The following is a 22,523-nucleotide window of genomic DNA, read 5'->3' as shown; positions in this document are numbered from 1 at the left end:
GCTGAAGGCCGGCGGGGGGGCATCGAAGGCTGGCGGGGGGCGTCGAAGGCTGGCGGGGGCATAGGAAGCTCTTCCTACGTCCCGGGCCCCCCATGCGCAGGAATAGCTTCCTGTGCCCGGGAGGTCAGAGGGCGGCGAGGGTGGCGCAGTTCGGGCAGAGCTGCGTCTCGTCGTAGCCCTCCGGCGGCCAGGGCAGCTGCTCGTCGATGGAGACGAAGGCGCCGCAGAGCGCCTTGCGGCTCTGCCCGTTCACCCGGCCGATCGTCGCGTGGGCCGGGCCGATCTGCCGGGGGGTGAGGCCCTCGGCGCCGAAGGAGCCGACCATGACGACCGCGTGTGCCGTGCCGTACGCGTAGACGCTCGTCATGGGCCCCAGGGTCTCCGTCCCGCCGCCCGTTGCGCCACCACCGACGGGCACGTGTCGGCCGCACCCGTCACACCGGTCCCACCTGTTCCGATATCGGTGGACACCGGCCGTCGGACCGGCCCGCCGACGCCGCGTGCCCCCGGTCGGCGGGGACCGGGGGCACGCAGGGAGGGGTCGGCTCAGGAGGCGTAGATCTTCTCCACCTCGGCGGCGAACTCCTTCATGACCACCGAGCGCTTGAGCTTCAGCGAGGGGGTCAGCTGCCCGCCCTCCACGGTCCACTCGACGGGGAGGACGGCGAAGGACTTGATCGACTCCGCCTTCGAGACCTGCCCGTTCGCCGCGTCGACGGCCGCCTGGATCTCGGCGAGGACCTCCGGGTCGTCGACCAGTTCGGCCAGCGGTGTGCCGGCGGGCCGGCCCTTGGCCTCCAGCCACCCGGGCAGCGCCTCGGCGTCCAGGGTGATCAGCGCGCCGATGAACGGCCGGTTGTCGCCGACGACGATGCACTGGCTGACCAGCGGGTGGGCCCGGATCCTGTCCTCCAGGACCGCCGGCGAGACGTTCTTCCCGGCGGAGGTGACGATGAGCTCCTTGATGCGGCCGGTGATCGTCACGTAGCCCTCGGGGTCGAGGACACCGATGTCGCCGGTGCGGAACCAGCCGTCGCGCATCGACTCCGCCGTCGCCTCGGGGTTGTGCCAGTAGCCGCGGAACACCTGCGGCCCGCGCACCAGGATCTCGCCGGAGTCGTCGATGCGGACCGCCGAGCCGGGAGCGGGGCGGCCCACGGTGCCCACCTTCATGGCGTCCGGGCCGCTGACGGTGCTCGGCCCGGCGGTCTCGGTGAGGCCGTAGCCCTCGAGGATGGTGACGCCGATGCCGCGGAAGAAGTGGCCCAACCGCTCGCCCAACGGGGCACCGCCGGAGAGCGCGTACTCCACCTGGCCGCCCATCGCCGCGCGCAGCTTGCCGTAGACCAGCCGGTCGAACAGCGCGTGCTGCAGCTTGACCCCCAGCGGGGGGCCGCCGGTGTCCTGCCCCTTCGACCAGGCGACGGCGACCCGCTCGGCACGGTCGAAGATCGCGCCCTTGCCGCCGGCGTGCGCCTTCTGCCGGGCGCCGTTGTAGACCTTCTCGAAGACCCGCGGGACGGCGACGAGGAAGGTCGGCCGGAAGGTGCCCAGGTCGGCCAGCAGCGAGGTCAGGTCGGCGGTGTGGCCCAGCCGGGCGCCGTTCTGGATGCAGCCGACCTCGATGATCCGCGCGAAGACGTGCGCCAGCGGCAGGAACAGCAGCGAGCTGGCGCCCTCGGCCACCATCGCCGGGATCACGCGGGGCGCGAGCTCGGCGACGTACAGCAGGTTGCCGTGGGTGAGCTCGCAGCCCTTCGGGCGCCCGGTCGTGCCGGAGGTGTAGATGATCGTGGCGAGGCTGTCGGTCGAGAGCGTCGCGCGCCGCTCGGCCAGCACCTCCTCGGGCACCTCGCCGGCCCGCGCCGCCACCGCGTCGAGGTCGCCGGCTGCGATCGTCCAGACCTCGCGCAGGCCGGGCAGGTCGGCGCGCACCGACTCGACCAGCGCCCGGTGGGCGGCGGTCTCGACGACGACGGCGACCGCGCCCGAGTCCGACAGGATCCACTGGGCCTGCTCGGCCGACGAGGTCTCGTAGATCGGGACGCCGACCGCCCCGGCGGTCCAGACGGCGTAGTCGGCCAGGGTCCACTCGTAGCTCGTGCGGCCGAGGATGCCGACCCGGTCGCCCGGACCCACCCCGGCGGCGATCATGCCGCGGGCGAGGGCGGCGACCTGCTCGGCGAACTCGCGGCTGGTGACCGGCACCCAGGCGCCGCCGGCGTTGCGGCTCAGCGCCACCCGGTCGGGGTTCTCCCGCGCGTGGGTGGTCACCGCATCGGGCAGCGCGGCGGTCGGCGGGATCTCGAAAGCGGAGGGGCTGGAGTACTCCTGCACGGGTGGGCTCCTCGGGGTGACGACACGACGGTGTGACGTGGCTCGCGAAGATACAGAACGATCGGTCTGTATGTTCGGGTTCCCGGCGCGGTGGCCGCCGGGGGACCAGCGCTTTCCCGGAGGTCGGTGTGCAGTCAGCGCTCTACGAGGCCGAGCACGAGTCGTTCCGCGCGATGCTGCGGGACTTCCTGGCCAAGGAGGTGACGCCGCACCACGACGAGTGGGAGGAGGCCGGCGTCGTCGACCGCGCCGTCTGGCTCCGGGCCGGCGAGCAGGGCCTGCTGGGCATGGACGTGCCGGAGGAGTACGGCGGCGGCGGGGTCAAGGACTTCCGCTACAACGCGATCCTCTCGGCCGAGGTCAGCCGGGCGGGGGCGTCCGGCCTGGGGTTCACGCTGCAGAACGACGTCGTCGCGCCCTACCTGATCGGGCTCACCACCGAGGAGCAGAAACGGCGCTGGCTGCCCGGGCTGGTGAGCGGCGAGATCATCACCGCCATCGCCATGACCGAGCCGGGCGCGGGGTCGGACCTGCAGGGCCTGCGGACGACGGCCCGCCGCGACGGCGACGAGTGGGTGCTCAACGGGTCGAAGACCTTCATCACCAACGGGATCAACGCCGACCTGGTCATCGTCGTCGCCCGCACCGACCCGGAGGCCGGCGCCCGGGGCTTCTCGCTGCTCGTCGTCGAGCGCGGCATGCCGGGGTTCGAGCGCGGCCGCAACCTGGACAAGATCGGGCTCAAGGCGCAGGACACCGCCGAGTTGTTCTTCGAGGACGTGCGGGTCCCCGCGGCCAACCTCCTCGGCACCGAGGGGCACGGCTTCTTCCACCTCATGGAGAACCTGCCGCAGGAGCGCCTCTCCATCGCCGCCGGGGCCGTCGCCTCGGCCCGCATCGTGCTGGACCTGACCGTCCGGTACTGCAAGGAGCGCACGGCCTTCGGCAAGCCGATCGGGAAGTTCCAGAACACCCGGTTCGAGCTCGCCGAGATGCACACCGAGGTCTCCATCGCCGAGACGTACCTGGAGAAGGCGATCCTCGAGCACAACGCCGGCCGGTTCACCGCCGAGGACGCGGCGATGGCCAAGTGGTGGACGACGGAGCTGCAGAAGCGCGTCGTCGACCGGTGCCTGCAGCTGCACGGCGGCTACGGCTACATGCTCGAGTACCCGGTCGCGAAGGCCTTCCTCGACTCGCGCATCCAGACCATCTACGGCGGGACGACCGAGATCATGAAGGAGATCGTCGGCCGCTCCCTCGGCGTCTGACCCTCCCGGCGAAATGTGCACATTCCGCCCCACCCCCTCGCCCCTCACCCCTCACGACGAGAGGACCCGCATGAGCACCGAGGCGTTCATCTACGACGCCGTGCGCACCCCGCGCGGCAAGGGCAAGAAGACCGGCGGGCTGCACTCGGTCAAGCCGATCAGCCTGACCACCGGCCTGATCGACGAGGTCCGCCGGCGCAACCCCGGCCTGGACCCGGGGCTGGTCGACGACATCGTCCTCGGCGTCGTCTCGCCGGTCGGCGAGCAGGGCGCGGTCATCGCCCGGACGGCGGCGCTGGCCGCCGGCCTGCCCGAGACCGTGGCCGGCGTGCAGATCGACCGGTTCTGCGCCAGCGGCCTGGAGGCGGTCAACCTCGCGGCGCAGAAGGTGCGCTCCGGCTTCGAGGACCTGGTGCTCGCCGGCGGCGTCGAGTCGATGTCCCGCGTGCCGATGGGCTCCGACGGCGGCGCGTGGCCGATGGACCCCGAGACCGCCGCCCGCACCGGCTTCGTCCCGCAGGGCATCGGCGCCGACCTGATCGCCACCCTGGCCGGCTGGACCCGGGAAGACGTCGACGCCTACGCCGCCGAGTCGCACGCCCGCGCCGCCAAGGCCTGGTCCAACGGGTACTTCGAGCGCTCCGTCGTCCCGGTGACCGACATGAACGGCACCGTCGTCCTCGACACCGACGAGCTGGTCCGCCCGGGCACCACGGTCGAGTCGCTGGCCGGGCTGCCCTCGGCGTTCGCCGGCATCGGCGACATGGGGGGCTTCGACGCCGTGGCGCTGGACAGGTACCACTGGGTCGAGCGGATCGACCACGTGCACACCGCCGGCAACTCCAGCGGCATCGTCGACGGCGCCGCGCTCGTCGTCGTCGGCACCGAGGAGGCGGGCAGCCGCAACGGGCTCACCCCGCGGGCGCGGATCGTGAGCACCGCCGTCTCCGGCTCCGACCCGGTGATCATGCTGACCGGCCCGGCGCCGGCCACGCACAAGGCGCTGGCCAAGGCCGGGCTCACCGTCGACGACATCGACCTGGTCGAGATGAACGAGGCGTTCGCCGCCGTCGTCCTGCGGTTCATGGCCGACACCGGCTTCGACCACGAGCAGGTCAACGTCAACGGCGGAGCCATCTCGATGGGGCACCCGCTGGGCGCCACCGGCGCGATGATCCTGGGCTCGCTCGTCGACGAGCTCGAGCGGCGCGACCTGCGCCGCGGCCTGGCCACCCTGTGCGTCGGCGGCGGGATGGGCATCGCCACCGTCGTCGAGCGAGTCTGAGGAGTCTTCTGATGAGCGAGAGCACCATCCGCTGGGAGCAGGACGCCGACGGCGTCGTCGTCCTCACCCTCGACGACCCCTCGTCGTCGGCGAACACCATGAACGACGCGTACGTGCGGTCGATGGGCGAGACCGTCGACCGGCTGGAGCGCGAGAAGGAGTCCGTGCGCGGGGTCGTCCTGACCAGTGCGAAGAAGACCTTCTTCGCGGGCGGCAACCTCGGCAGCCTGATCCAGGCCACGCCGGAGACCCGTGACCAGGTCCTGGCCCAGGTGACGCTGGTGAAGAGCCAGCTGCGCCGGCTGGAGACCCTCGGCCTCCCGGTCGCCGCCGCGGTCAACGGCGCCGCCCTCGGCGGCGGCCTGGAGATCGCCCTGGCCTGCCACCACCGCGTCGTCCTCGACGACCCGGAGGTCAGGCTCGGCTTCCCCGAGGTGACCTTGGGGCTGCTGCCCGGCGGCGGCGGGGTCGTCCGCTCCGTGCGGCTCCTCGGCCTGACGACGGCGCTGCTCGAGCTGCTGCTGCAGGGCCAGCAGCTCCGCCCGTCGAAGGCGGTGGGGCTGGGGCTGGTGCACGAGCTCGCGGCCGACCGCGAGGAGCTGCTGGCCAAGGCGAAGCAGTGGGTGCTGGCGAACCCCGAGGCCGCCCAGCCGTGGGACGCCAGGGGCTACAAGGTGCCCGGCGGCACGCCGTCGTCGCCGTCGCTGGCGGCGAACCTCCCGGCGTTCCCGGCGAACCTGACCAAGCAGCTCAAGGGCGCGCCCTACCCGGCGCCGTACGCGGTCCTCTCCGCCGCGGTGGAGAGCCTGCAGGTGGACGTCGACACCGCGTTCACCGTCGAGGGCCGGTACTTCGTCGACCTGGTGGTCGGCCAGATCTCGACCAACATGATCCAGGCGCTGTGGTTCGACCTGAACCGGATCAACGGCGGCGGGTCGCGGCCGGCGGTCGAGGAGCGGTTCGCGGCCGGCAAGGTGGGCGTGCTCGGCGCCGGGATGATGGGCGCGGGCATCGCGCACGCGTTCGCCAAGGTCGGCGTCGACGTCGTGCTCAAGGACGTGAGCACCGAGGCGGCCGAGAAGGGCAAGGCCCACGTCGCGGTGCTGGTCGGCAAGCAGGTCGCGCGCGGGCGGCTGACCCAGGAGAAGGCCGACGCCTTCCTCGCCCGCATCACGCCGACCGGCGACGCCGCCGACCTCGCCGGCTGCGACGTCGTGGTCGAGGCGGTGTTCGAGGACACCGCGCTCAAGCACCGGGTGCTCAGCGAGGCCGAGGCGAACGCGGCGCCGGGTGCCCTGCTGGCCTCCAACACGAGCACGCTGCCGATCACGGGCCTGGCCGAGGGGGTGCAGCGGCAGGCCGACGTCGTGGGCATGCACTTCTTCTCGCCGGTGGACAGGATGCCGCTGGTCGAGCTGATCGTGGGGGAGCGGACGTCGGACGCCGCGCTCGCCCGCGCCTACGACGTCGTCCGGCAGATCGGCAAGACCCCCATCGTGGTCTCCGACAGCCGCGGCTTCTTCACCAGCCGGGTGTTCGGCACGCTGGTGATGGAGGGCGCCGCGCTGCTGGCCGAGGGGCTGGCGCCGATGAGCGTGGAGCGGGCCGCGCTGCAGGCGGGCTTCCCGGCCGGGCCGCTCACGCTGCTCGACGAGGTGACGCTCACCCTGCCGCTGAAGATCCGCGACGAGGCAGCCAGGGCCGGCGCCGCGGACGACCACCCGGGCGTGGCGGTGCTGCGGGCGATGGTCGAGCACGGCCGCACCGGCAAGTCCGCCGGGAAGGGCTTCTTCGACTGGCAGCCCGAGAAGCGGGTCTGGCCGGGGCTGGCGGAGCTCTTCCCGACCTCGGACGCCGTGCCGTTCCACGACGCGCAGGAGCGGCTGCTGTTCGCCATGGCCGTCGAGACCGCGCGCTGCCTGGAGGAGCAGGTGCTGCGCAGCGTCGAGGACGCGAACATCGGCTCCATCATGGGGATCGGCTTCCCGCCCCTCTACGGCGGCGTCCTGCAGTACGTCGACCAGTACGCCGGTGGGGTGGCGGGCTTCGTCGCCCGGGCCGACGAGCTGGCCGACCGCTACGGCGAGCGGTTCCGGCCGCCGGCGATCCTGCTGGAGCGCGCCGTGCCGGCCGGCAGCCTGCGCGCTGCCGCGGCGGTCTGAGCACTCCGGCGGGGGAGCGGGGCGCCGCCGGCGCGCGGCGTCCCGCTCCCGCCCTCTCCACGACCCGGACGACGAGATGACCGCTGCCCCGACCGCGCGCCGCACGCAGGCCGAGCGGCGCGCCAGCACCCGCGAGGCACTGGTGCGCGCCACCGTGGAGGCGCTGGTCGAGCTCGGCTACGCGCGCACCACGACCCAGGAGGTGCAGCGCCGGGCGGGCGTCTCCCGCGGCGCGCTGACCCACCAGTTCACGACCAAGGCCGACCTCGTGCTGGCCGCCGTCGACCACCTCTACGAGGAGTTCAGCGCGAGCGTGCGCCAGGCCGCGGCCGACCTCCCGGCGGACGCGGCCACCCGGGTGCGGCTCGGCGTCGAGCTGATCTGGGAACGGTTCCACGGCGAGCTGTTCGTGGCGGCCATGGAGCTGTGGGGCGCCGCCCGGACCGATCCGGAGCTGCGGGCCGCGCTGCTGCCGCACGAGCGCCGCCTCGGGGCGCAGCTGCGCACGCTGGCGATGGAGGTGTTCGGCGATCAGGTGGCGCGGCACCCGGACGCCGAGGCGGTGTACCAGGTGCTGCTCACCTCGATGCGCGGCCAGGCGCTCACCTACGCGCTGCAGCCCGACGCCCCGCGCAGCGGCCCGCACGTGGAGCACTGGCAGTCGATCGTGGCGGCCTTCACCGCCCGCGGGAGCCACCTGGGAAGCTGAGCGCACACCGAGTGCTGCACCGGGGGGCGCGGATCGATGGCCACGACGGCCCTGCTGGTGCTGGACCTCGTCGGGACGTTCGCGTTCGCGCTCAACGGCGCGCTGACCGCGCTGCGCACCACCCGGCTCGACATCGTCGGCGTGGTCACCCTCGGCATGATCACCGCGCTCGGGGGCGGCACCATCCGCGACGTCTTCCTGGACGCCCTGCCCCCGGCGACCTTCGTCGACTGGCGCTACCTCGCCGTGGCCGCCGGCGGCGGGCTGATCGCCTTCGTCGCCGGTCCCCACCTGGAGCGGCTGAACGGGGCGATCAACGTCCTCGACGCCGCGGGGCTGGGCCTCTTCGCCGTCACCGGCGCCCTCAAGGCGCTCGACCTGGGCTTCGGCCCGGCGCAGGCGGTGATCGTCGGCACGATCACCGGCGTCGGCGGCGGCACCCTGCGGGACGTGCTCATCCGGCAGGTGCCCTCGGTGCTCACGAGCGGCCTCTACGCCGTCCCGGCGCTGCTCGGGGCGACGGCGGTGGTGCTGGCCGACCTGCTCGGCGCCCACGGGCCGGCCGCCTCGATCGGCGCCGCCGCGCTGTGCTTCACCATCCGCATGGTCGGGGTCCACTTCGACGTGCACGCGCCCTTCCCTCCGGTGCGCCCCCGACGCGGGCAGGAGTGACGCGGGCCCCGACCGGCGACCGCCCGCGCCGGCCGGCACCGACATCGGCGATCTCGGGCCCAAGCGCTCCCCTGCAGCCCGAGAGCGCCGACGTCGCGCCGCGGGTGGCGGGTCAGGTCCGCTCGGCGACCGGCAGGATCTCGCCGCTGTCGATCCGGGCGCGGTAGCCGGTGATCTCCCGCTTCACCACCCGGGCCAGGAGGTACAGGCCGATGATGTTCGGCAGCGACATCAGGAAGATCATGCTGTCGGAGAAGCCGATCACCGCGTCCAGCGTCGACGAGGCACCGATGACGACGAAGAGGCAGAAGACCAGCTTCCACGTCCGGTCGACGACCATCGACTCGCCGAACAGGTAGGTCGCGGCCTTCAGGCCGTAGTAGCTCCAGGCCAGCATCGTCGAGTAGGCGAACAGGATCACCGCGACCGCCAGCACGATCGGGAACCAGCCGACGACGCTCTCGAAGGCCGCCGACGTCGTCTGCACCCCCGGGTCGCTCGCCTCGTCGAGGTAGGTGCCGGTGATGACGATGGCCAGCGCGGTCATCGTGCAGATGACGACGGTGTCGATGAACGGCTCCAGGACGGCGACGTGCCCCTCGGTGGCGGGGTGCTCGGTCTTGACCGCCGAGTGCGCGATCGCCGCGGAGCCCAGACCCGCCTCGTTGCTGAACGCCGCCCGCCGGAAGCCCTGGATCAGCACCCCGACGATGCCGCCGTAACCGGCCTCGGGGCTGAACGCCTGGGAGACGATGGCCCAGAGCGCGTCCGGGATGGCCGTCAGGTTGGCGAACAGCACGGTGAGGCAGGCGATGACGTAGAAGACCGCCATGAACGGGACGAGCTTGTCGGTGACCCGGGCGATGCTGCGGATGCCGCCGATGATGACCGCGCCGACCAGCAGTGCGAGGACCAGGCCGAAGATCGCGCCGGCGCCGCCCCCGCCGAGCGGCCCGTCGGCCCCGCCGGTGACCGACTGCGCCTGGCTGAACGCCTGGTTCGCCTGGAACATGTTGCCGCCACCGACCGCCCCGCCCAGGGTGAAGATGCAGAACAGGACGGCGAGCACCTTGCCGAAGGTGCCCAGTCGCGGGCTCCTCTCGCGGAGCCCCTTGGTCAGGTAGTACATCGGTCCGCCGGAGACCCGGCCGTCGGGGTAGACGTTGCGGTACTTGACCCCGAGCGTGCACTCGACGCCCTTGGTGCACATGCCGAGCAGGCCCGCGATGATCATCCAGAGCGTGGCGCCCGGCCCGCCCAGCGAGATCGCCACCGCCACCCCGGCGATGTTGCCGAGGCCGACGGTGCCCGACACCGCCGTCGCCAGGGCCTGGAAGTGGGTGACCTCGCCGGCGTCCCGTGGGTCGTCGTAACGGCCGCGGATCAGCTGGATGGCGTGCCGGAAGGCGCGGAACTGGAAGCCGCGCAGGTAGATCGTGAAGAACAGGCCGGCGATGACCAGCCAGACGACGATGAGCGGCAGTTCCACGCCCTCGTCGATGAAGTCCAGCGGGACGGCGAAGAAGACGATCGTGGTGATGACGTCCGACACGGGCGCGAAGAAGCCGTCGACCCGCTCGTCGAACGTGGCGGCCAGCAGGGAGCCGGAGGGGGAGGTCATCACGGCACCACCAGGACGGGGACGGGGGAGAGCTGGATGAGGCTGGTGGGCGTCGAGCCGAACAGCAGGGTGCGCACCCGGCTCTGCCCGATCCTGCCGACGGTGATCCAGGCGGCGTCGTGCTCGCGGGCCAGCCGTACCAGCGTCTCGGCGGGATGCCCGTGCCGGACCACCCCCTCGATCACGAGGTCACCGGGTTCGGAGAGCCGGGCGACCACCGGGTCCAGGACGCGCTCGCGGGCCGACGCGGCCTCGCGCTCCTTCTCGACGGGCCGGCGCTCGTTCTCCTCCGCGGTGGTGAACGAGTAGGGCGACCACGGGACGACGCACGCGAGCACCAGGCGCAACCCGTGGCGGCGGGCGGCGTCGGCCGCCGCATCCGCGGCGCGACCGCTCGCCTCGCTCCCGTCCAGGCCTACCAGGATGGATTCGGGCACGGCCCACCTCCGGTGGAGACGCTGATCGGCCGAACGCTAGCGGTGATCGCGCCGGCCGGCAGGTCGAGCGGCCCTCCGCCCCGTCCGCGTCAGGACGCCGGCGCTGCGGGCTGCGCGTGCGCGTGTCCGGCGGTGCCGGCCCGGTCCCCGTCGTCCGGGTGCCCGGCCGGCTCGCCGGCCGCCGTCTCCGCGTCGCCGGGTGCCGCCGCCTGCCGGCCGACCTGCCGCCGCCACCCCTGCACGGCGGCGGCGAGCACCCCGGCGACCGGCACCGCGACGAAGAGGCCGAGCAGGCCGAAGGCGGACGCCGCTCCCGTGGTCAGCAGCAGCACGACCAGCGGGTGGAAGTTGATCGCCCGCGACAGCAGCAGCGGGGCGAGCACGTTCCCCTCGATCTGCTGCACCACCACGACGATGAGCAGCGCCCACAGGGCCGTCGCCAGGCCGTTGGTCACCCCGGCGACCGCCACCGCCAGGGCGCCCGCGAGCGTCGCGCCGACGAGCGGGACGTAGGCGAGCAGGAACGTCAGCGCGCCCAGGGGGAGGGCGAGCGGGACGTCGAGCAGCCACAGCCCGAGGCCGATGAGCACGCCGTCGACCAGGCCGGTGGCGGTCGAGGCGTAGAACCACGCCCCCGCCGTGCGCAAGCCGGCGCGGAAGGCGGCGTCGGTCGGCGACCGGTACTCGACCGGCAGCGCACGGACGAACTGCCGCCACAGCCGGTCACCGCTGGTGAGGGCGAAGAGGGTGAAGAAGAGCGCGATGAGCAGGACCGTGGTGATGTTGCCGACCGCGTTCAGCCCTTGGGCGGCCGCGCCTCCGAGCCCGGAGGCCGCCGAGCCCACGGAGGACTCCAGCTGCGTGAGCACCTGCTCCAGCCCCGCGTTGTTCATGTCCTCGGTCCGCGCCTGCGCCCACGCGGTCACGGTGTTCACCGCGTCCACGCCTGCATCGATCAGGCCGGGCCAGGCCTCGATGAGCTGGAGGACCAGGAAGGTCAGCACGCTCACGAAGAAGGCCAGGTAGCCGACGACGCAGAGGATCGCCGCGAGGACGGCGGGTACGCCGTGCCGCCGCAGCCAGCTGGCGATCGGCCACAGCATCGCGACCTGGGCGATGCCGAGCATGGCGGCGGCGGCGACGAACTGGACCTGGAGCACCAGCCAGATCAGGCCGACCCCGGCCAGACCGATCACCAGGGCCCGCCCCGCGATCGTCGCCTCCCGCTGCAGGAACCCGGTGCGGCCGGCCGCCGGCGGGGGTGTGGCGGGGTGCGCACCCACCGCCGCCCCCGGGGAGCGGAGCGGCCGTGCGACCGCCGGGTCACCGAGGGGGGACGGCGCCGGTCCGGTCATGCCGTCACCTCCCTCCGCTGCCCGCACGCCGCCATCCTCGCGCCTCGGGGGGCCACGTGTGCGGTCGCCCCGCATGGTGTCGCCGCGGATCGGGTAGGCGAACCCCTTCACCGGAACGTCGGACGTGCGTGCGGGACGCCGGGCGTCGCGCACGCCGAGCGGGAGGAGGCCCCGTGCTCGGGTTGATCGGGCTGCTGCTGGTCGTGTGGCTGGTGCTCGCCGTGGTGGGAGCGGTCGTCGAGGGGCTGTTCTGGCTCCTCGTCATCGGTGTGGTGCTCTTCCTGGCCACCGCCGCCTGGGGGTGGACCAAGCGCAACACCAGGGTGTGACCACCGTGGCGGCCGGCCGGGGGGCGGCCGCCACGGCGGACGCGGTCAGCCCCGGGCGTCCAGCTGGCCGGCGAGGCCGTCGGCGAAGCCCTCCGCGACGGCGAGCTGCTCGCGGAGCGCGGTGACCCGGGCGGTGGCCGCCTCGTGGAACATCCGCAGCCGGTCGAGCAGCTGCGCCCGGTCGCCGGTGCCGGAGTCGAGGTCGGCGAGCAGGCCGAGCAGCTCGCGCATCTCCTCCAGGGCGAAGCCCAGCGGCTTCATCCGCTTGATCACCTCGAGGCGGGCGACGTCGGCGTCGCTGTAGAGCCGGAAGCCGCCGTCGGTGCGCGAGGTGGGGACGACGAGGCCCTCCTCCTCGTACCAGCGGATGGTGCGCAGGCTCAGGCCGGTGCGCTCGGCGACCTGGCCGATCTGGAGCAGCCCCCCGCGCGTCACCTGCATCAGTGTGCCCCGGCGAGCCGGCCGGTGTGCCGCTCGAACCGGTCGGCGGAGTGGCCGGTGAGCCCGACGAACCGCACCGTCTTGCCACGCGTCTCGTACTTGTGCGTGATGGCGTCGAGGACGGCGACGGTCGAGGCGTCCCAGACGTGGGCGTCGGTCAGGTCCACCACGACGTCCTCCGGATCGCCGTTGTAGTCGAACTGGGAGACCAGGTCGTTGCTGGAGGCGAAGAACAGGGCGCCGGTGACCGAGTAGACGCGGGTGCCGCCGTCGGGGTCGAGGACGCTGGTGACCTCGACCAGGTGGGCCACCCGGCGGGCGAACAGCACGCAGGCGGTGAGCACGCCGACGCCGACGCCGATGGCCAGGTTGTGGGTGATCAGGGTGCCGGCGACGGTCACCAGCATGACCGTGGTCTCGCTGCGGGGCATGCGGTGGATCGTGCGCAGGCTGTGCCAGTCGAAGGTGGCGATCGACACGAAGATCATCACGGCGACCAGGGCGGCCATCGGGATGATCGCGACGACGTCGCCGAGCGCGACGACGAGGACCAGCAGGAAGACGCCGGAGAGGAAGGTCGACAGCCGGGTGCGGGCGCCGGACTTCACGTTGATCATCGTCTGGCCGATCATCGCGCAGCCGCCCATCCCGCCGAAGAGGCCGGAGGCGACGTTGGCCACGCCCTGGCCCCAGCTCTCGCGGGTCTTGTCCGAGGGGGTGTCGGTGAGGTCGTCGACGAGCTTGGCCGTCATCAGCGACTCCATGAGCCCCACCAGCGCCACGCCCAGCGCGAAGGGCGCGATGATGGTCAGCGTCTCCCAGGTGAACGGGACGGCAGGGATGCCGAGGAACGGAAGGCTGTCGGGCAGCTCGCCCTGGTCACCCACGTCCGGGAGCGACCAGCCGGCGGCGACGGTGAGCCCGGTGAGCACCACGATGGAGATGAGCGGCGAGGGGACGACGGCGGTCAGCCGGGGCAGCAGGAAGATCATGGCGAGTCCGGCGGCGACCAGCGGGTAGACCAGCCACGGCACGTCGACCAGGTGCGGCAACTGCGCGGTGAAGATCAGGATCGCGAGCGCGTTGACGAAGCCGACCATGACGCTGCGCGGGATGAACCGCATCAGCCGGGCGACTCCGGCCGCGGCCAGCAGCACCTGGAAGACCCCGCCGAGGACGACGGCGGCGAACAGGTACTCGACGCCGTGCTCGAGGGCCAGCGGGGCGACGACCAGGGCGATCGCGCCGGTGGCAGCGGTGATCATCGCCGGGCGGCCGCCGGTGAAGGCGATGACCACGGCCATCACGAACGAGGAGAACAGGCCCACCCGCGGGTCGACGCCGGCCAGGATGGAGAAGCTGATCGCCTCGGGGATGAGCGCGAGGGCGACGACGAGGCCGGCGAGGACCTCGGTGCGGGCGGTGCCGGGGGAGAGCCACGCCGGTCGGCGGAAGCGGGGCGCGGGCGGGGCAGCGGTGGCTGAGGACATGGATCCGTCTCGTTCGGGTGCGCCGTCGCGGGCGCAGGCGGGCAGCACCGGGTGGTGCCGGGGGAGCGGTGCGCCGGTGCACCGCGGCGGTCGCGCGCCGGTCGGCGGTGACGCCGGTTGGTGCCGGTGCCCGCGCCGGCAGCAGCGTCGCCGGTGTCAGGAGCAGTCTGCCGGGAACTCGTCCCTCACGTGAGGGTCGAGCGCTGAGGCGTTGGTCACGCCCCGTCCGCGTCGCTTGCCCGCCCGTACGGTGAGCGGGTGCGGATCGTCTCGCTGCTGCCGTCGGCGACGGAGATCGTCTACGCCCTCGATCTGGAGTCGTCGCTGGTCGGGGTCACCTTCGAGTGCGACGAACCGGCGTCGGCGCGGACCGAGAAGGCGGTGGTCGTCGGCGGGTTGGACACCGCCGGCCTGAGCCCCGGCGAGATCGACGCCGCCGTCCGCCGTCGCCTGGCGGCGGGGGAGGACCTCTACACCTTGCACGCCGGTGCGCTCGCCGACCTCGCCCCGGACGTCGTCCTGACCCAGGACCTGTGCCGCGTCTGCGCCCTCCCGGCCGGGCACGTCGGCGACGCGCTGGCCCACCTGGGCTGCCGCGCCGAGGTCGTGACGCTCGACCCGCACACACTGGAGGAGGTGCTCGCGACGATCACCGTCGTCGGCGAGCGCACCGGCGCCTCGCGGCGTGCCGAGGAGGTCGTGGCCGCGCTCCGTGCCCGGCTCGCCGCGGTCGCCGCCCGTGTCGGCGGGCGCCCCCGTCCCCGGGTGGCGGTCGTGGAGTGGGTCGACCCGCCTTTCCCGGCCGGCCACTGGGTGCCCGACCTGGTGGCTGCCGCGGGCGGCGAGCCGGTGGCGTGCCGGCCCGGGGAGCGGTCGCTGCCGGTCGGGTGGGACACCTTCGCCGCGGCCGACCCCGACGTGGTCGTGGTCGCGCCGTGCGGCTTCGGCCTCGACGGTGCGGTGGAGCAGGCGGCCGTCGTCGCCGCCGCCCTCCCGGGACGGCCGGTGTGGGCCGTCGACGGCGATGCGGTCGTGGTCCGCCCGGGGCCGCGGCTGGTCGACGGCGTGGAGACGCTGGCGGCGCTGCTGCACCCCGAGCCGGGCGACCGCCCGCTCCGGTGGGCCGCCCGCGTGGTGTGACGGCGACCCCCTCGACGCCCTGCGCGCCGCAGGTTAGCCTCGCCTTACCCGAGGAGAGGGAGCTCGCATGGGGCTGCGGTTGCCGCTGGGCGACGTGACGGTGCTGCTGGGTCCGGACGCCGCGCGCCGCGACGTGATGCAGGCGCTCGACGAGAGCACCGGGCGCTGCGCCTCCGGGCAGGCGGCGCTGCCCGTCGTGCGGCTCACGGCCGCGCCGACCGACGAGCTCGCCGATCGGCTGGCCGCTGTCCGCGACGCCGGCCGGGGTGCGGCCTCGATCGTGCTCGTCGAGCGGGTGACCGAGGGGTTGGCCGGCGCGGACCGGCGGGTGGTCCTCACCGCGGTGCGCGGGATGGCCGCCCCGGGCCGTGCCGTCCTCGTCGACGACGCCGACCCGGTGGCCGCCCTGTCGATCGCCGACGGGGCGCTGCGTGCCGACGGAGCCGGGAACCTGGCCGTCGAGCCGCTCGGCGGGCCGGACCTGCTACCGGGTCAGCGGGCCTCGTAGGTCAGGCAGTCGGCCGCGTCGGCGCCGGCGCCCACGCGCACGCCCGGGGCGGTGCACTCGAGCTTGTCGTTGTGCCGGCAGTCCGAGCGGTGGCAGGCGCCGACGAGACCGGTCCGGTCGAGCCCACCCCGGAAGGAGATCTCGACGAAGGTGCCGCAGTGGGCGTGGTCGCCGCCGATGGTGATGGCCCCCGCGTGGCAGCCCGAGTTCGCGTTGTAGGAGCAGCTGCTCACCGAGCAGTCCTCGACCTGGGGTAGTTCCTGGAGAGAGGTCATGCGGTCAGGTTGGCACCTCCGCCGCGCCCCCGCCAGCAAGAGAAGGCTTGCCTCAAGCCCTGGTCAGGGGCTCGTCCAGGGCGCTGACCAGGGCATCTCGGCGCAACTCCGGGTCGTGCGTCAAGCGGACGGCGCGCCCCCCTGCGGTGACCGCCGTCACTTCCGCGGTGCACCGGGAACCGCGGGTGCCGTGCGGGCGACTACTGGACCACCGCACGGGTCCGGCAGCCTGCCGCGCCGGCGGTCGACGAAGGAGCCTGCCGTGCCCGTCCGCCCCCTCCGCGCGCTCGTCGCGTCGTCCCTGGCCACGGTGGTGGTCCTCGCCGGTGCCGGCGCGGCCTCGGCGCACGTCCGGGTGACCTCCAGCGATGCGGCGCCGGGCGGGTTCGGCGAGCTCACCTTCCGGGTGCCGAACGAGAGCGACACCGCCTCCACCGTCTCGCTGCGGGTGCAGATCCCCGCCGAGACCCCGCTCGCGTCGGTGAGCGTGAAGCCGGTGCCCGGCTGGACCGCGACCACCAGCACCGGCCCGGTCGACCCGCCGGTCGAGGTGCACGGCAGCGAGGTGGCCGAGGCGGTCACGGAGATCACCTGGGTCGCCGACCCGGGCGCCGGCATCGCCCCCGGCCAGTACCAGACCTTCGCCATCAGCGCCGGCCCCATCCCGGAGGTGGACGAGATCTCCTTCCCGGCGATCCAGACCTACGACGACGGGGTGGAGCAGGCCTGGATCGAGCCGACCGTCGAGGGCCAGGACGAGCCGGAGAGCCCGGCGCCCGTGCTGTCGCTGACCGGGGGGAGCGACGCCGCGCACGGGAGCGCCCCCGCTGCGGACGCCCCCGCGGAGGCCGACGGCACCGCCACCGGGGCCGCGTCCGACGCCACGGCCGCCGACGCCACGGCCGCCGACGAGGCGGCCGACGGCTCCGGGCTGGCCGTGGCCGCCCTCGTCATCGGTGGCCTCGGCCTGGTCGTGGGTGCCGCCGCCCTCGCGCTGGCGCTCGCCTCGCGGCGGCGCAGCAGCTGACCGCGGCAGTGCCCCGACCGCGGGGCACCGACCGGCAGACCGGCAGGACGGCCTGCCCGGCACCCCGTGGGTGCTCGTCGACGGCGCCGGCTGCCCGCCCGAGCGCCGCGTTACTGGTCGCGGCGCCTGGTGCCGGGCCGAACGGGTCCGGCCTGCGGGACCTTCGCCTCGCGCAGGGCGCGGGCACCGCGGTGCACGCTCGGACCGGGCGCAGGTCCGTGCGTCCCGGTCGAGGAGCGGACTCCGGCGATGGGCTGGTACGGGTGGGACCACATGAGCGGTTGGGGCTGGCTCGTGATGACGGTCGTCGTCCTGGTGCTGCTCGCGATGATCGTCGCCGTCATCGTGCTCCTGGCCAGGGCCGGCCGGGAGCAGCGCTACCCGCCTCCGGCGGCCCGCGCGCCGCAGGACGTGCTCGCCGAGCGCCTGGCCCGCGGCGAGATCACGATCGAGGAGTACCGGCAGCGGCTCGCGGCGCTCGGCGCTCCCGGGCGTGACCCGACGGGGACCCGCTGACCGGTCGGCCTGGATCCCGGGCCATGAGGCAGGGCGGAGCCGACCGGGGTGATGCCGCTGCGGCGGCGACGTCGACACGTGCCGCGTCGCGGGGTGCTCGGCACCCGCTCCCGGGGACGACGACCAGCCCCGGTTACTCCTCGGCGAGCGCGAAGTAGCTCTCCTCCTCCTGCAGGTAGTGCAGCAGCAGGAGGGCGTGCAGCCCGTACAGGCAGGCCAGCAGGTCCTGCCGTCGTCCAGGATCGAGATCGGCGCCCGCGTCGAGGGCGTCGAGGTGGACCTGCAGCCGGCGGGTGAGCCGGCCGATCTCCGCGTGAGCGCGGCTCATGGGGGCGACCGCCTCGCCACCGCCCAGCGTCCGGGCCAGCGCGGGGTAGAGCTCGGCCTCCTCCGCCTCCTCGTGCGGCACCAGCCGCTCGACCAGCGCCGTCCGCGCGCGGTGGAGCGCCTCGACGGCCTGCGGCGTGGGGTCCACGACCAGTGCATCGGCGGCTGCCCGCACCAGCGGCAGCGCCTGGCGGAGGTCGTCGTGCTCGGCGCCGAAGCGGCGCAGCAGCGTCTGCGTCGGGAGCGGTACCGGGCGTCCGCCGACCCGGCCGCCGCGGAGGGCGCGGAGGGCGTTCAGGATCACCGCCACGTCGATGCCCTCCTGCAGCAGCGCACCGACCGTCGGCGGCAGCAGCCCGACCGCGGCCAGGACCATGGCGGCCAGCGACAGGCCCATCCCGGCGACCGCGCTCTGCACGGCGACCCGACGGGCGTACCGGGCGATCTCCATCGCATCGGCGAGCCGGTCGAGCCGATCGGTCGTGAGCACCACGTCGGCGGCCTCCGACGAGGCCGTCGACCCCCGGGCGCCCATCGCGACACCCACGGTGGCCGCGGCCAGCGCCGGCGCGTCGTTCAGGCCGTCGCCCACCATCACGGTCACCGCGCGGTCCTGCTCGGCGCGGACCGCGGCGACCTTGCTCGCCGGGGTCTGCTGGGCGCACACCTCGTCCAGGCCGAGCACCGCGCCGACCTCCCGCGCCGGCTCGGGCCGGTCGCCGGTGAGCATCACCAGCCGGTCGATGCCGGCCGACCGCAGCCGCCGCAGCGTCCGTCCTGCGTCGGGGCGCACCGGATCCTTCAGGAGAACCGCACCGACGGGGGTGCCGTCGAGCTCGACCCACACCAGCGCGCAACCGTCCAGCGCGGCCCGGCTGACCGCCGTGCGGGCCCAGCTGCCGCCGGGTGCCGGGTCGAGCTTGCCGACGCGCACGCGCCTGCCGTCGACGGTGGCCTCGACGCCGCGGCCGGGCTGCTCCCGCACGTCCTGCGGCAGCGACAGGGCCAGGCCGCGGGCCCGTGCCTCGGCGACCACGGCCTCGGCGAGCACGTGCGGGGAGAGCTGGTCGGCCGAGGCGGCCACCCGCAGCACGTCCGGCACCGACCACCCCGGCGCGGTCAGGACCTCGGTCAGCGCCGGCCGCCCGGCGGTCAGCGTGCCGGTCTTGTCCAGCACCATCGTGCGGGCGGCCCCGAGGTTCTCCAGCGCGCCACCGCTGCGGACGACGACACCGAGCCGCGACGCCCGCGACAGGCCGGACACGACAGCCACCGGGGCGGCCAGCAGCAGCGGGCACGGAGTTGCCACCACCAGCACCGCCACCGCCCGCGTCGGCGAGCCGCTGATCAGCCAGGCGAGCCCCGCCACGGCGAGCGACAGCGGCAGGAACCATGCGGCGTACCGGTCGGCGAGGCGGACCACCGGAGCGTTCTCCGCCCCGGCCTGCCGGACGAGCGCGACGATACCGGCGTAGGTGCTCTGCGCCGCCGGCGCCGAGCAGGTGAGCTCGAAGGCGCCGCCGGCGTTCAAGGTCCCGCTGCGGACCGGATCGCCGGTGGCCCGCTCGACCAGCTCCGGCTCTCCGGTGAGCGCGGATTCGTCGAGCACCGCCGGACCGCCCTCGACCACCCCGTCGACCGGGAGCACCTCACCCGGGCCGACCAGCACCAGGTCCCCGACGGCGACCTCGTCGACCGGCACCTCGGAGACCACGTCGCCGACGCGTCGGCGCGCCGTGCGCGGGACCCTCTCCAGCAACGCCCGCAGATCCCGGTTGGCCCGCCGCTGCGCCGCCGCATCCAGCGCCCGTCCCGTGGCCAGCATCACCGCGATCAGCGCACCGGCCAGGTGCTCGCCGACCATCAGGGTGCCCAGCAGGGCGAGCAGCGCGATGAGGTCGACCCCGGTTCTCCGCCGCAGCAGCGCGGCCACGACCCACCCGGCCGACGGCACCACCGCGATCAGCGTCGCCGCGGCCCAGAGGACGTCGTCCCACGGCCCGGCGCCCGCCACCCAGGCCACGCCGCCGGCCGCGAGCAGGCCCAGTGTCACGATCAGCAGCGCGGGCTCGAGCCACCGTCGCAGCCGGGATCCCGGTCCGGCGGGACGTCCGCGACGTACGAGCGGCGCGACCACGGGCACGTCTTCCTCCTCCGGTGGTGGTCGGCAGCCGCCGACCGGCACCGACCCTCGCCGTCCCGAGCGGGGGAGACCATCGCCACCGGACCCGGAGCGCGAGGGCCGAACGGCTCTGCCGGGTCCTCCCGCTGCTCGACCGGCCGGTCCATCCGGGGTGTCGGCCGCCGGGGCCGTGGCCGGACGGGCGCGGCGGTCGATCAGCGGGGCCCGCGACGCGTGGGCCTCAGAGCTCGTCGGGCACCGGCGTCTGGGACAGGACGATCAACTGGCGCAGGCAGTGCTCGCGCAGCGGTTCGGGGAAGCCGTCGGCGAGGCGGTAGTAGACGACGCGCCCCTGCTTGCGGTTGACGACCAGCCCCGCCGTGCGCAGCAGCCGCAGCGCGTACCCGACCGCGTCCTCGTTCACCTCCAGAGCCAGCGCGAGGTCGCCGACGCACAGCTCCTCCACCATGTCGAGGGCGAACAACACGCGGGCGCGCGTGGGGTCCGCCATCAGGCTCAGCACGCTGGTCAGCTGGGCCGCTTCATCGCGGCTGGGCAGCCGGCTGCGGGCGTGGGCGACCCGCTCGGGGTCGACCGGATGGGCGTGGGTGGGTTCGGACATCGAGAAACACCTCCGACGCGCTCATACCCGTACGGATCTACGGGTAGCACGGCTCCACCGGCGACAGTCCCGGGCGGCACCCGAGCCCTCCGGCGCCGGACGTCTGAGGAGGTGGCCATGACCGTGGCCGCGCGGGTGCTCGGCACCTGCCCCGCGGACCTCGGCGGGGTGGACGGGGACGAGCTCCGCAGCCGCGCCGAGGCCTGCCGGCGCTGCGAGCAGGCGTGCCGCGGCCTCATCAGCACACCGGGCTGACCGACCCGGCCGAACCAGCAGGCGTCCCGGCGCACCAGGCCCCGGCCAGCCGCCGGGACGTCGGCAGTGCACGACCACCCACGCCCGGCCCCCGGCCCGGCGGCGAGAGAACGGAGCACCACCCCATGGCGACCAAGAGCAGCAACGAGGACCACTCGCGCGGGCACGGCGGCGAGGACCCCGGCCACCACGACGACTCCGGCGACGGCGCGATGCAGAAGAAGATGCAGCGGAAGATGTACCTGCGCTTCGCGGCGATGATCACCACGTCCATGGTGGTCATGTACTGGACGATGTTCGCGGGCACGTGGGAGTGGAGCCACGTCGAGTTCAGCGAGAGCCGCGTGTTCATGGCGCTGACCATGGGCGGCACCATGGGGCTGGTCATGCTCGGCTGGATGCTCAACATGTACAAGAACATGAAGGGCAACATCGCCATCGTGGCGGTGAGCCTCCTGCTGCTGGGCGGTGGTATCGCGCTCGACCGCAGCCAGGTCACGGTGGACGACCGCAACTGGATGAGCGCGATGAGAGATCGCCGAGATGGAGTGGCTGATCCAGGACATCGCGGAGAACGGCGAGGCCGAGACCGTCGAGGAGGCCGACGCCCGGCCCGTCCCGGAGTTCGAGGGCTCGGCGCTGCGCGACTGCCCGACCGGCTGACCGGCACCGTCCGCGTCCATCGGCCGGGATCCCCGGGCTCAGCTGCGCAGCAGGGTGGTGAACGTGGCGCCGCCGTCGGTGGACTCCAGCAGGCCGTGGTCGGTCACCACGAGGACGCGCAGGTCGCCGTCGGCGGTGGTCGCTCCCACCGCCTGCGGCGTCCCGTCCAGCTGACCCCGCTGGGTCCAGCTGACCGCGGCGTCGTCGCTGGTCCACACCGCCCCGTCCGGTGTGATGCCGACCGCGGTGGCGCCGTCGCCCGACCAGGTCACCACCTGCAGCAGCGGAGCGCCGTCCACCGGCGCCCACGTGGCCCCGGTGTCGGTGGAGCGCAGCAGTCCGGCGCCGGTGGTGGCCAGCACGTGGCCGTCGGGGGCGGCGGCGAGGGTGTGCGGCGCGGCCGGGATGGCCAGCGGTTCCCAGGTGGTGCCGTCGGTGGTGCGGCGCAGCGTCCCGTCGTAGCCCAGCGCCCCGCCTCCGGGTAGGTCGGTGAGCGCGTGGAAGTCCGACTCGCCGGCGCGGGACAGCGGCGTCCAGGTCGCACCGCCGTCGGTGCTCTCGATGAGCCCGACCGGGTTGGGCAGGTCGGTGCGCATCCCGGGGTGACCCGACGCCAGGTAGTGGTCGGCCCCGGCGACGGTGAACCCCATGAGGTCGATGACCGGGCCGACGGCTGCCGGTCTGCCGTCGTCGCCGACGGTGATCAGCCCCTCGTGGGTGGCCAGCAGCACCGCCCCGTCCCCGGGGTCGACGGCGACGGCGTGCACGTGCGCGGTCGGGAGCGTGCCGGTGGTGTCGCCCGGCTCGGGCGCGACGGGGACGTCGGTGGCCGCGCAGCCGGTCACCAGGATGAGCAGTCCAGCGCCCGCGAGGGCGGGACGAGCGGTGCGTGCCAAGCGCATGGGAGAACTCCAGGTCGGTGCGGTGCCGGGCCGGCTGAGGTGCGGCGGGGCGGGGTG

At 74.1% G+C, this 22,523-nt stretch carries 23 protein-coding genes; 11 read left to right on the top strand and 12 right to left on the bottom strand.

The genetic code is table 11. The features are described from left to right. Nucleotides 1-124: 124 nt before the first annotated feature. Entirely contained in the window at nucleotides 125-367 is a 243-nt protein-coding gene (locus E9549_RS18785; protein ID WP_236828119.1) for a hypothetical protein, read from the bottom strand. A 179-nt stretch (nucleotides 368-546) separates the two neighbouring features. Then, nucleotides 547-2,337: a long-chain fatty acid--CoA ligase gene (locus tag E9549_RS18780; RefSeq protein WP_236828118.1), complete on the bottom strand. Its 1,791-nt coding sequence runs from the start codon at nucleotides 2,335-2,337 to the stop codon at nucleotides 547-549. Nucleotides 2,338-2,465: 128 nt separating this feature from the next. Between E9549_RS18780 and E9549_RS18775 the strand changes: the two genes are divergently transcribed. The 5 genes from E9549_RS18775 to E9549_RS18755 all read left to right on the top strand — a co-directional run bounded on the left by E9549_RS18775 (nucleotide 2,466) and on the right by E9549_RS18755 (nucleotide 8,436). Further along, nucleotides 2,466-3,608, top strand: a complete 1,143-nt coding sequence (locus E9549_RS18775) for an acyl-CoA dehydrogenase family protein (RefSeq protein ID WP_308113153.1) — start codon at nucleotides 2,466-2,468, stop codon at nucleotides 3,606-3,608. A gap of 70 nt (nucleotides 3,609-3,678) precedes the next feature. Further along, complete coding sequence (locus E9549_RS18770; protein ID WP_236828117.1) at nucleotides 3,679-4,893, top strand: acetyl-CoA C-acetyltransferase; 1,215 nt, start codon at nucleotides 3,679-3,681, stop codon at nucleotides 4,891-4,893. 11 nt (nucleotides 4,894-4,904) lie between these two features. Then, nucleotides 4,905-7,055, top strand: a complete 2,151-nt coding sequence (locus E9549_RS18765; protein ID WP_236828116.1) for a 3-hydroxyacyl-CoA dehydrogenase NAD-binding domain-containing protein — start codon at nucleotides 4,905-4,907, stop codon at nucleotides 7,053-7,055. A 76-nt stretch (nucleotides 7,056-7,131) separates the two neighbouring features. Then, complete coding sequence (locus E9549_RS18760) at nucleotides 7,132-7,764, top strand: TetR/AcrR family transcriptional regulator (RefSeq protein ID WP_236828115.1); 633 nt, start codon at nucleotides 7,132-7,134, stop codon at nucleotides 7,762-7,764. 36 nt (nucleotides 7,765-7,800) lie between these two features. After that, complete coding sequence (locus E9549_RS18755; RefSeq protein ID WP_236828114.1) at nucleotides 7,801-8,436, top strand: trimeric intracellular cation channel family protein; 636 nt, start codon at nucleotides 7,801-7,803, stop codon at nucleotides 8,434-8,436. Between the two features lie 112 nt (nucleotides 8,437-8,548). Here E9549_RS18755 and E9549_RS18750 read toward each other — a convergent pair whose 3' ends face one another. The 3 genes from E9549_RS18750 to E9549_RS18740 form a co-directional block, all read right to left on the bottom strand. Next, the gene (locus tag E9549_RS18750; protein WP_236828113.1) at nucleotides 8,549-10,057 is read right to left on the bottom strand and encodes a sodium:alanine symporter family protein; all 1,509 of its coding nucleotides are present in this window, start codon (nucleotides 10,055-10,057) and stop codon (nucleotides 8,549-8,551) included. Beyond that, entirely contained in the window at nucleotides 10,057-10,494 is a 438-nt protein-coding gene (locus E9549_RS18745) for a universal stress protein (protein ID WP_236828112.1), read from the bottom strand. The genes E9549_RS18750 and E9549_RS18745 overlap by 1 nt, the downstream gene beginning before the upstream one ends. An 89-nt stretch (nucleotides 10,495-10,583) precedes the next feature. Beyond that, the gene (locus E9549_RS18740) at nucleotides 10,584-11,849 is read right to left on the bottom strand and encodes an AI-2E family transporter (protein ID WP_236828111.1); all 1,266 of its coding nucleotides are present in this window, start codon (nucleotides 11,847-11,849) and stop codon (nucleotides 10,584-10,586) included. Between the two features lie 173 nt (nucleotides 11,850-12,022). On the opposite strand from E9549_RS18740, the gene E9549_RS18735 reads away from it, so the two are divergent. Then, nucleotides 12,023-12,178 (top strand): hypothetical protein, encoded by a 156-nt coding sequence (locus E9549_RS18735; RefSeq protein ID WP_236828110.1) that lies wholly within the window; start codon nucleotides 12,023-12,025, stop codon nucleotides 12,176-12,178. Between the two features lie 45 nt (nucleotides 12,179-12,223). On the opposite strand, the gene E9549_RS18730 is transcribed toward E9549_RS18735, so the two are convergent. Next, the gene (locus E9549_RS18730) at nucleotides 12,224-12,613 is read right to left on the bottom strand and encodes a MerR family transcriptional regulator (protein ID WP_374201455.1); all 390 of its coding nucleotides are present in this window, start codon (nucleotides 12,611-12,613) and stop codon (nucleotides 12,224-12,226) included. A 5-nt stretch (nucleotides 12,614-12,618) separates the two neighbouring features. After that, nucleotides 12,619-14,109 carry a SulP family inorganic anion transporter gene (locus tag E9549_RS18725; protein WP_236828108.1) on the bottom strand — a complete coding sequence of 497 codons (1,491 nt, stop codon included), beginning with the start codon at nucleotides 14,107-14,109 and terminating at the stop codon, nucleotides 12,619-12,621. A gap of 258 nt (nucleotides 14,110-14,367) precedes the next feature. On the opposite strand from E9549_RS18725, the gene E9549_RS18720 reads away from it, so the two are divergent. Next, on the top strand, nucleotides 14,368-15,249 hold the full coding sequence (locus tag E9549_RS18720) for an ABC transporter substrate-binding protein (protein WP_236828107.1): 882 nt from the start codon (nucleotides 14,368-14,370) through the stop codon (nucleotides 15,247-15,249). A 67-nt stretch (nucleotides 15,250-15,316) separates the two neighbouring features. Further along, nucleotides 15,317-15,757 carry a hypothetical protein gene (locus E9549_RS18715; RefSeq protein WP_236828106.1) on the top strand — a complete coding sequence of 147 codons (441 nt, stop codon included), beginning with the start codon at nucleotides 15,317-15,319 and terminating at the stop codon, nucleotides 15,755-15,757. On the opposite strand, the gene E9549_RS18710 is transcribed toward E9549_RS18715, so the two are convergent. After that, the gene (locus E9549_RS18710; protein ID WP_236828105.1) at nucleotides 15,742-16,032 is read right to left on the bottom strand and encodes a DUF1540 domain-containing protein; all 291 of its coding nucleotides are present in this window, start codon (nucleotides 16,030-16,032) and stop codon (nucleotides 15,742-15,744) included. The two genes, E9549_RS18715 and E9549_RS18710, sit on opposite strands and share 16 nt — an antisense overlap. 262 nt (nucleotides 16,033-16,294) lie before the next feature. On the opposite strand from E9549_RS18710, the gene E9549_RS18705 reads away from it, so the two are divergent. Further along, nucleotides 16,295-17,059 (top strand): YcnI family protein, encoded by a 765-nt coding sequence (locus tag E9549_RS18705; RefSeq protein ID WP_236828104.1) that lies wholly within the window; start codon nucleotides 16,295-16,297, stop codon nucleotides 17,057-17,059. 249 nt (nucleotides 17,060-17,308) lie between these two features. Further along, on the top strand, nucleotides 17,309-17,575 hold the full coding sequence (locus E9549_RS18700; RefSeq protein ID WP_236828103.1) for an SHOCT domain-containing protein: 267 nt from the start codon (nucleotides 17,309-17,311) through the stop codon (nucleotides 17,573-17,575). A 133-nt stretch (nucleotides 17,576-17,708) separates the two neighbouring features. Here the strand turns inward: E9549_RS18700 and E9549_RS18695 are convergent, their stop codons facing one another. Continuing rightward, a complete protein-coding gene (locus tag E9549_RS18695; RefSeq protein ID WP_236828102.1) occupies nucleotides 17,709-19,955 on the bottom strand; it encodes a heavy metal translocating P-type ATPase in 2,247 nt (748 codons plus the stop codon). A 310-nt stretch (nucleotides 19,956-20,265) separates the two neighbouring features. Further along, a complete protein-coding gene (locus tag E9549_RS18690) occupies nucleotides 20,266-20,646 on the bottom strand; it encodes a helix-turn-helix transcriptional regulator (protein ID WP_236828101.1) in 381 nt (126 codons plus the stop codon). Between the two features lie 117 nt (nucleotides 20,647-20,763). Between E9549_RS18690 and E9549_RS18685 the strand changes: the two genes are divergently transcribed. Then, the gene (locus tag E9549_RS18685; protein WP_236828100.1) at nucleotides 20,764-20,901 is read left to right on the top strand and encodes a hypothetical protein; all 138 of its coding nucleotides are present in this window, start codon (nucleotides 20,764-20,766) and stop codon (nucleotides 20,899-20,901) included. Here the strand turns inward: E9549_RS18685 and E9549_RS18680 are convergent. Beyond that, nucleotides 20,885-21,340, bottom strand: a complete 456-nt coding sequence (locus E9549_RS18680) for a hypothetical protein (RefSeq protein ID WP_236828099.1) — start codon at nucleotides 21,338-21,340, stop codon at nucleotides 20,885-20,887. The genes E9549_RS18685 and E9549_RS18680 overlap by 17 nt on opposite strands. A gap of 262 nt (nucleotides 21,341-21,602) precedes the next feature. After that, nucleotides 21,603-22,466, bottom strand: coding sequence for a F510_1955 family glycosylhydrolase (locus E9549_RS18675; RefSeq protein ID WP_236828098.1), 864 nt, complete (start codon nucleotides 22,464-22,466; stop codon nucleotides 21,603-21,605). Nucleotides 22,467-22,523 lie beyond the last annotated feature (57 nt).

It is taken from the genome of Blastococcus sp. MG754426 (genome assembly GCF_021699055.1).
Lineage (GTDB): Bacteria > Actinomycetota > Actinomycetes > Mycobacteriales > Geodermatophilaceae > Blastococcus.
This window is presented reverse-complemented; position numbering and strand designations above follow the sequence as displayed.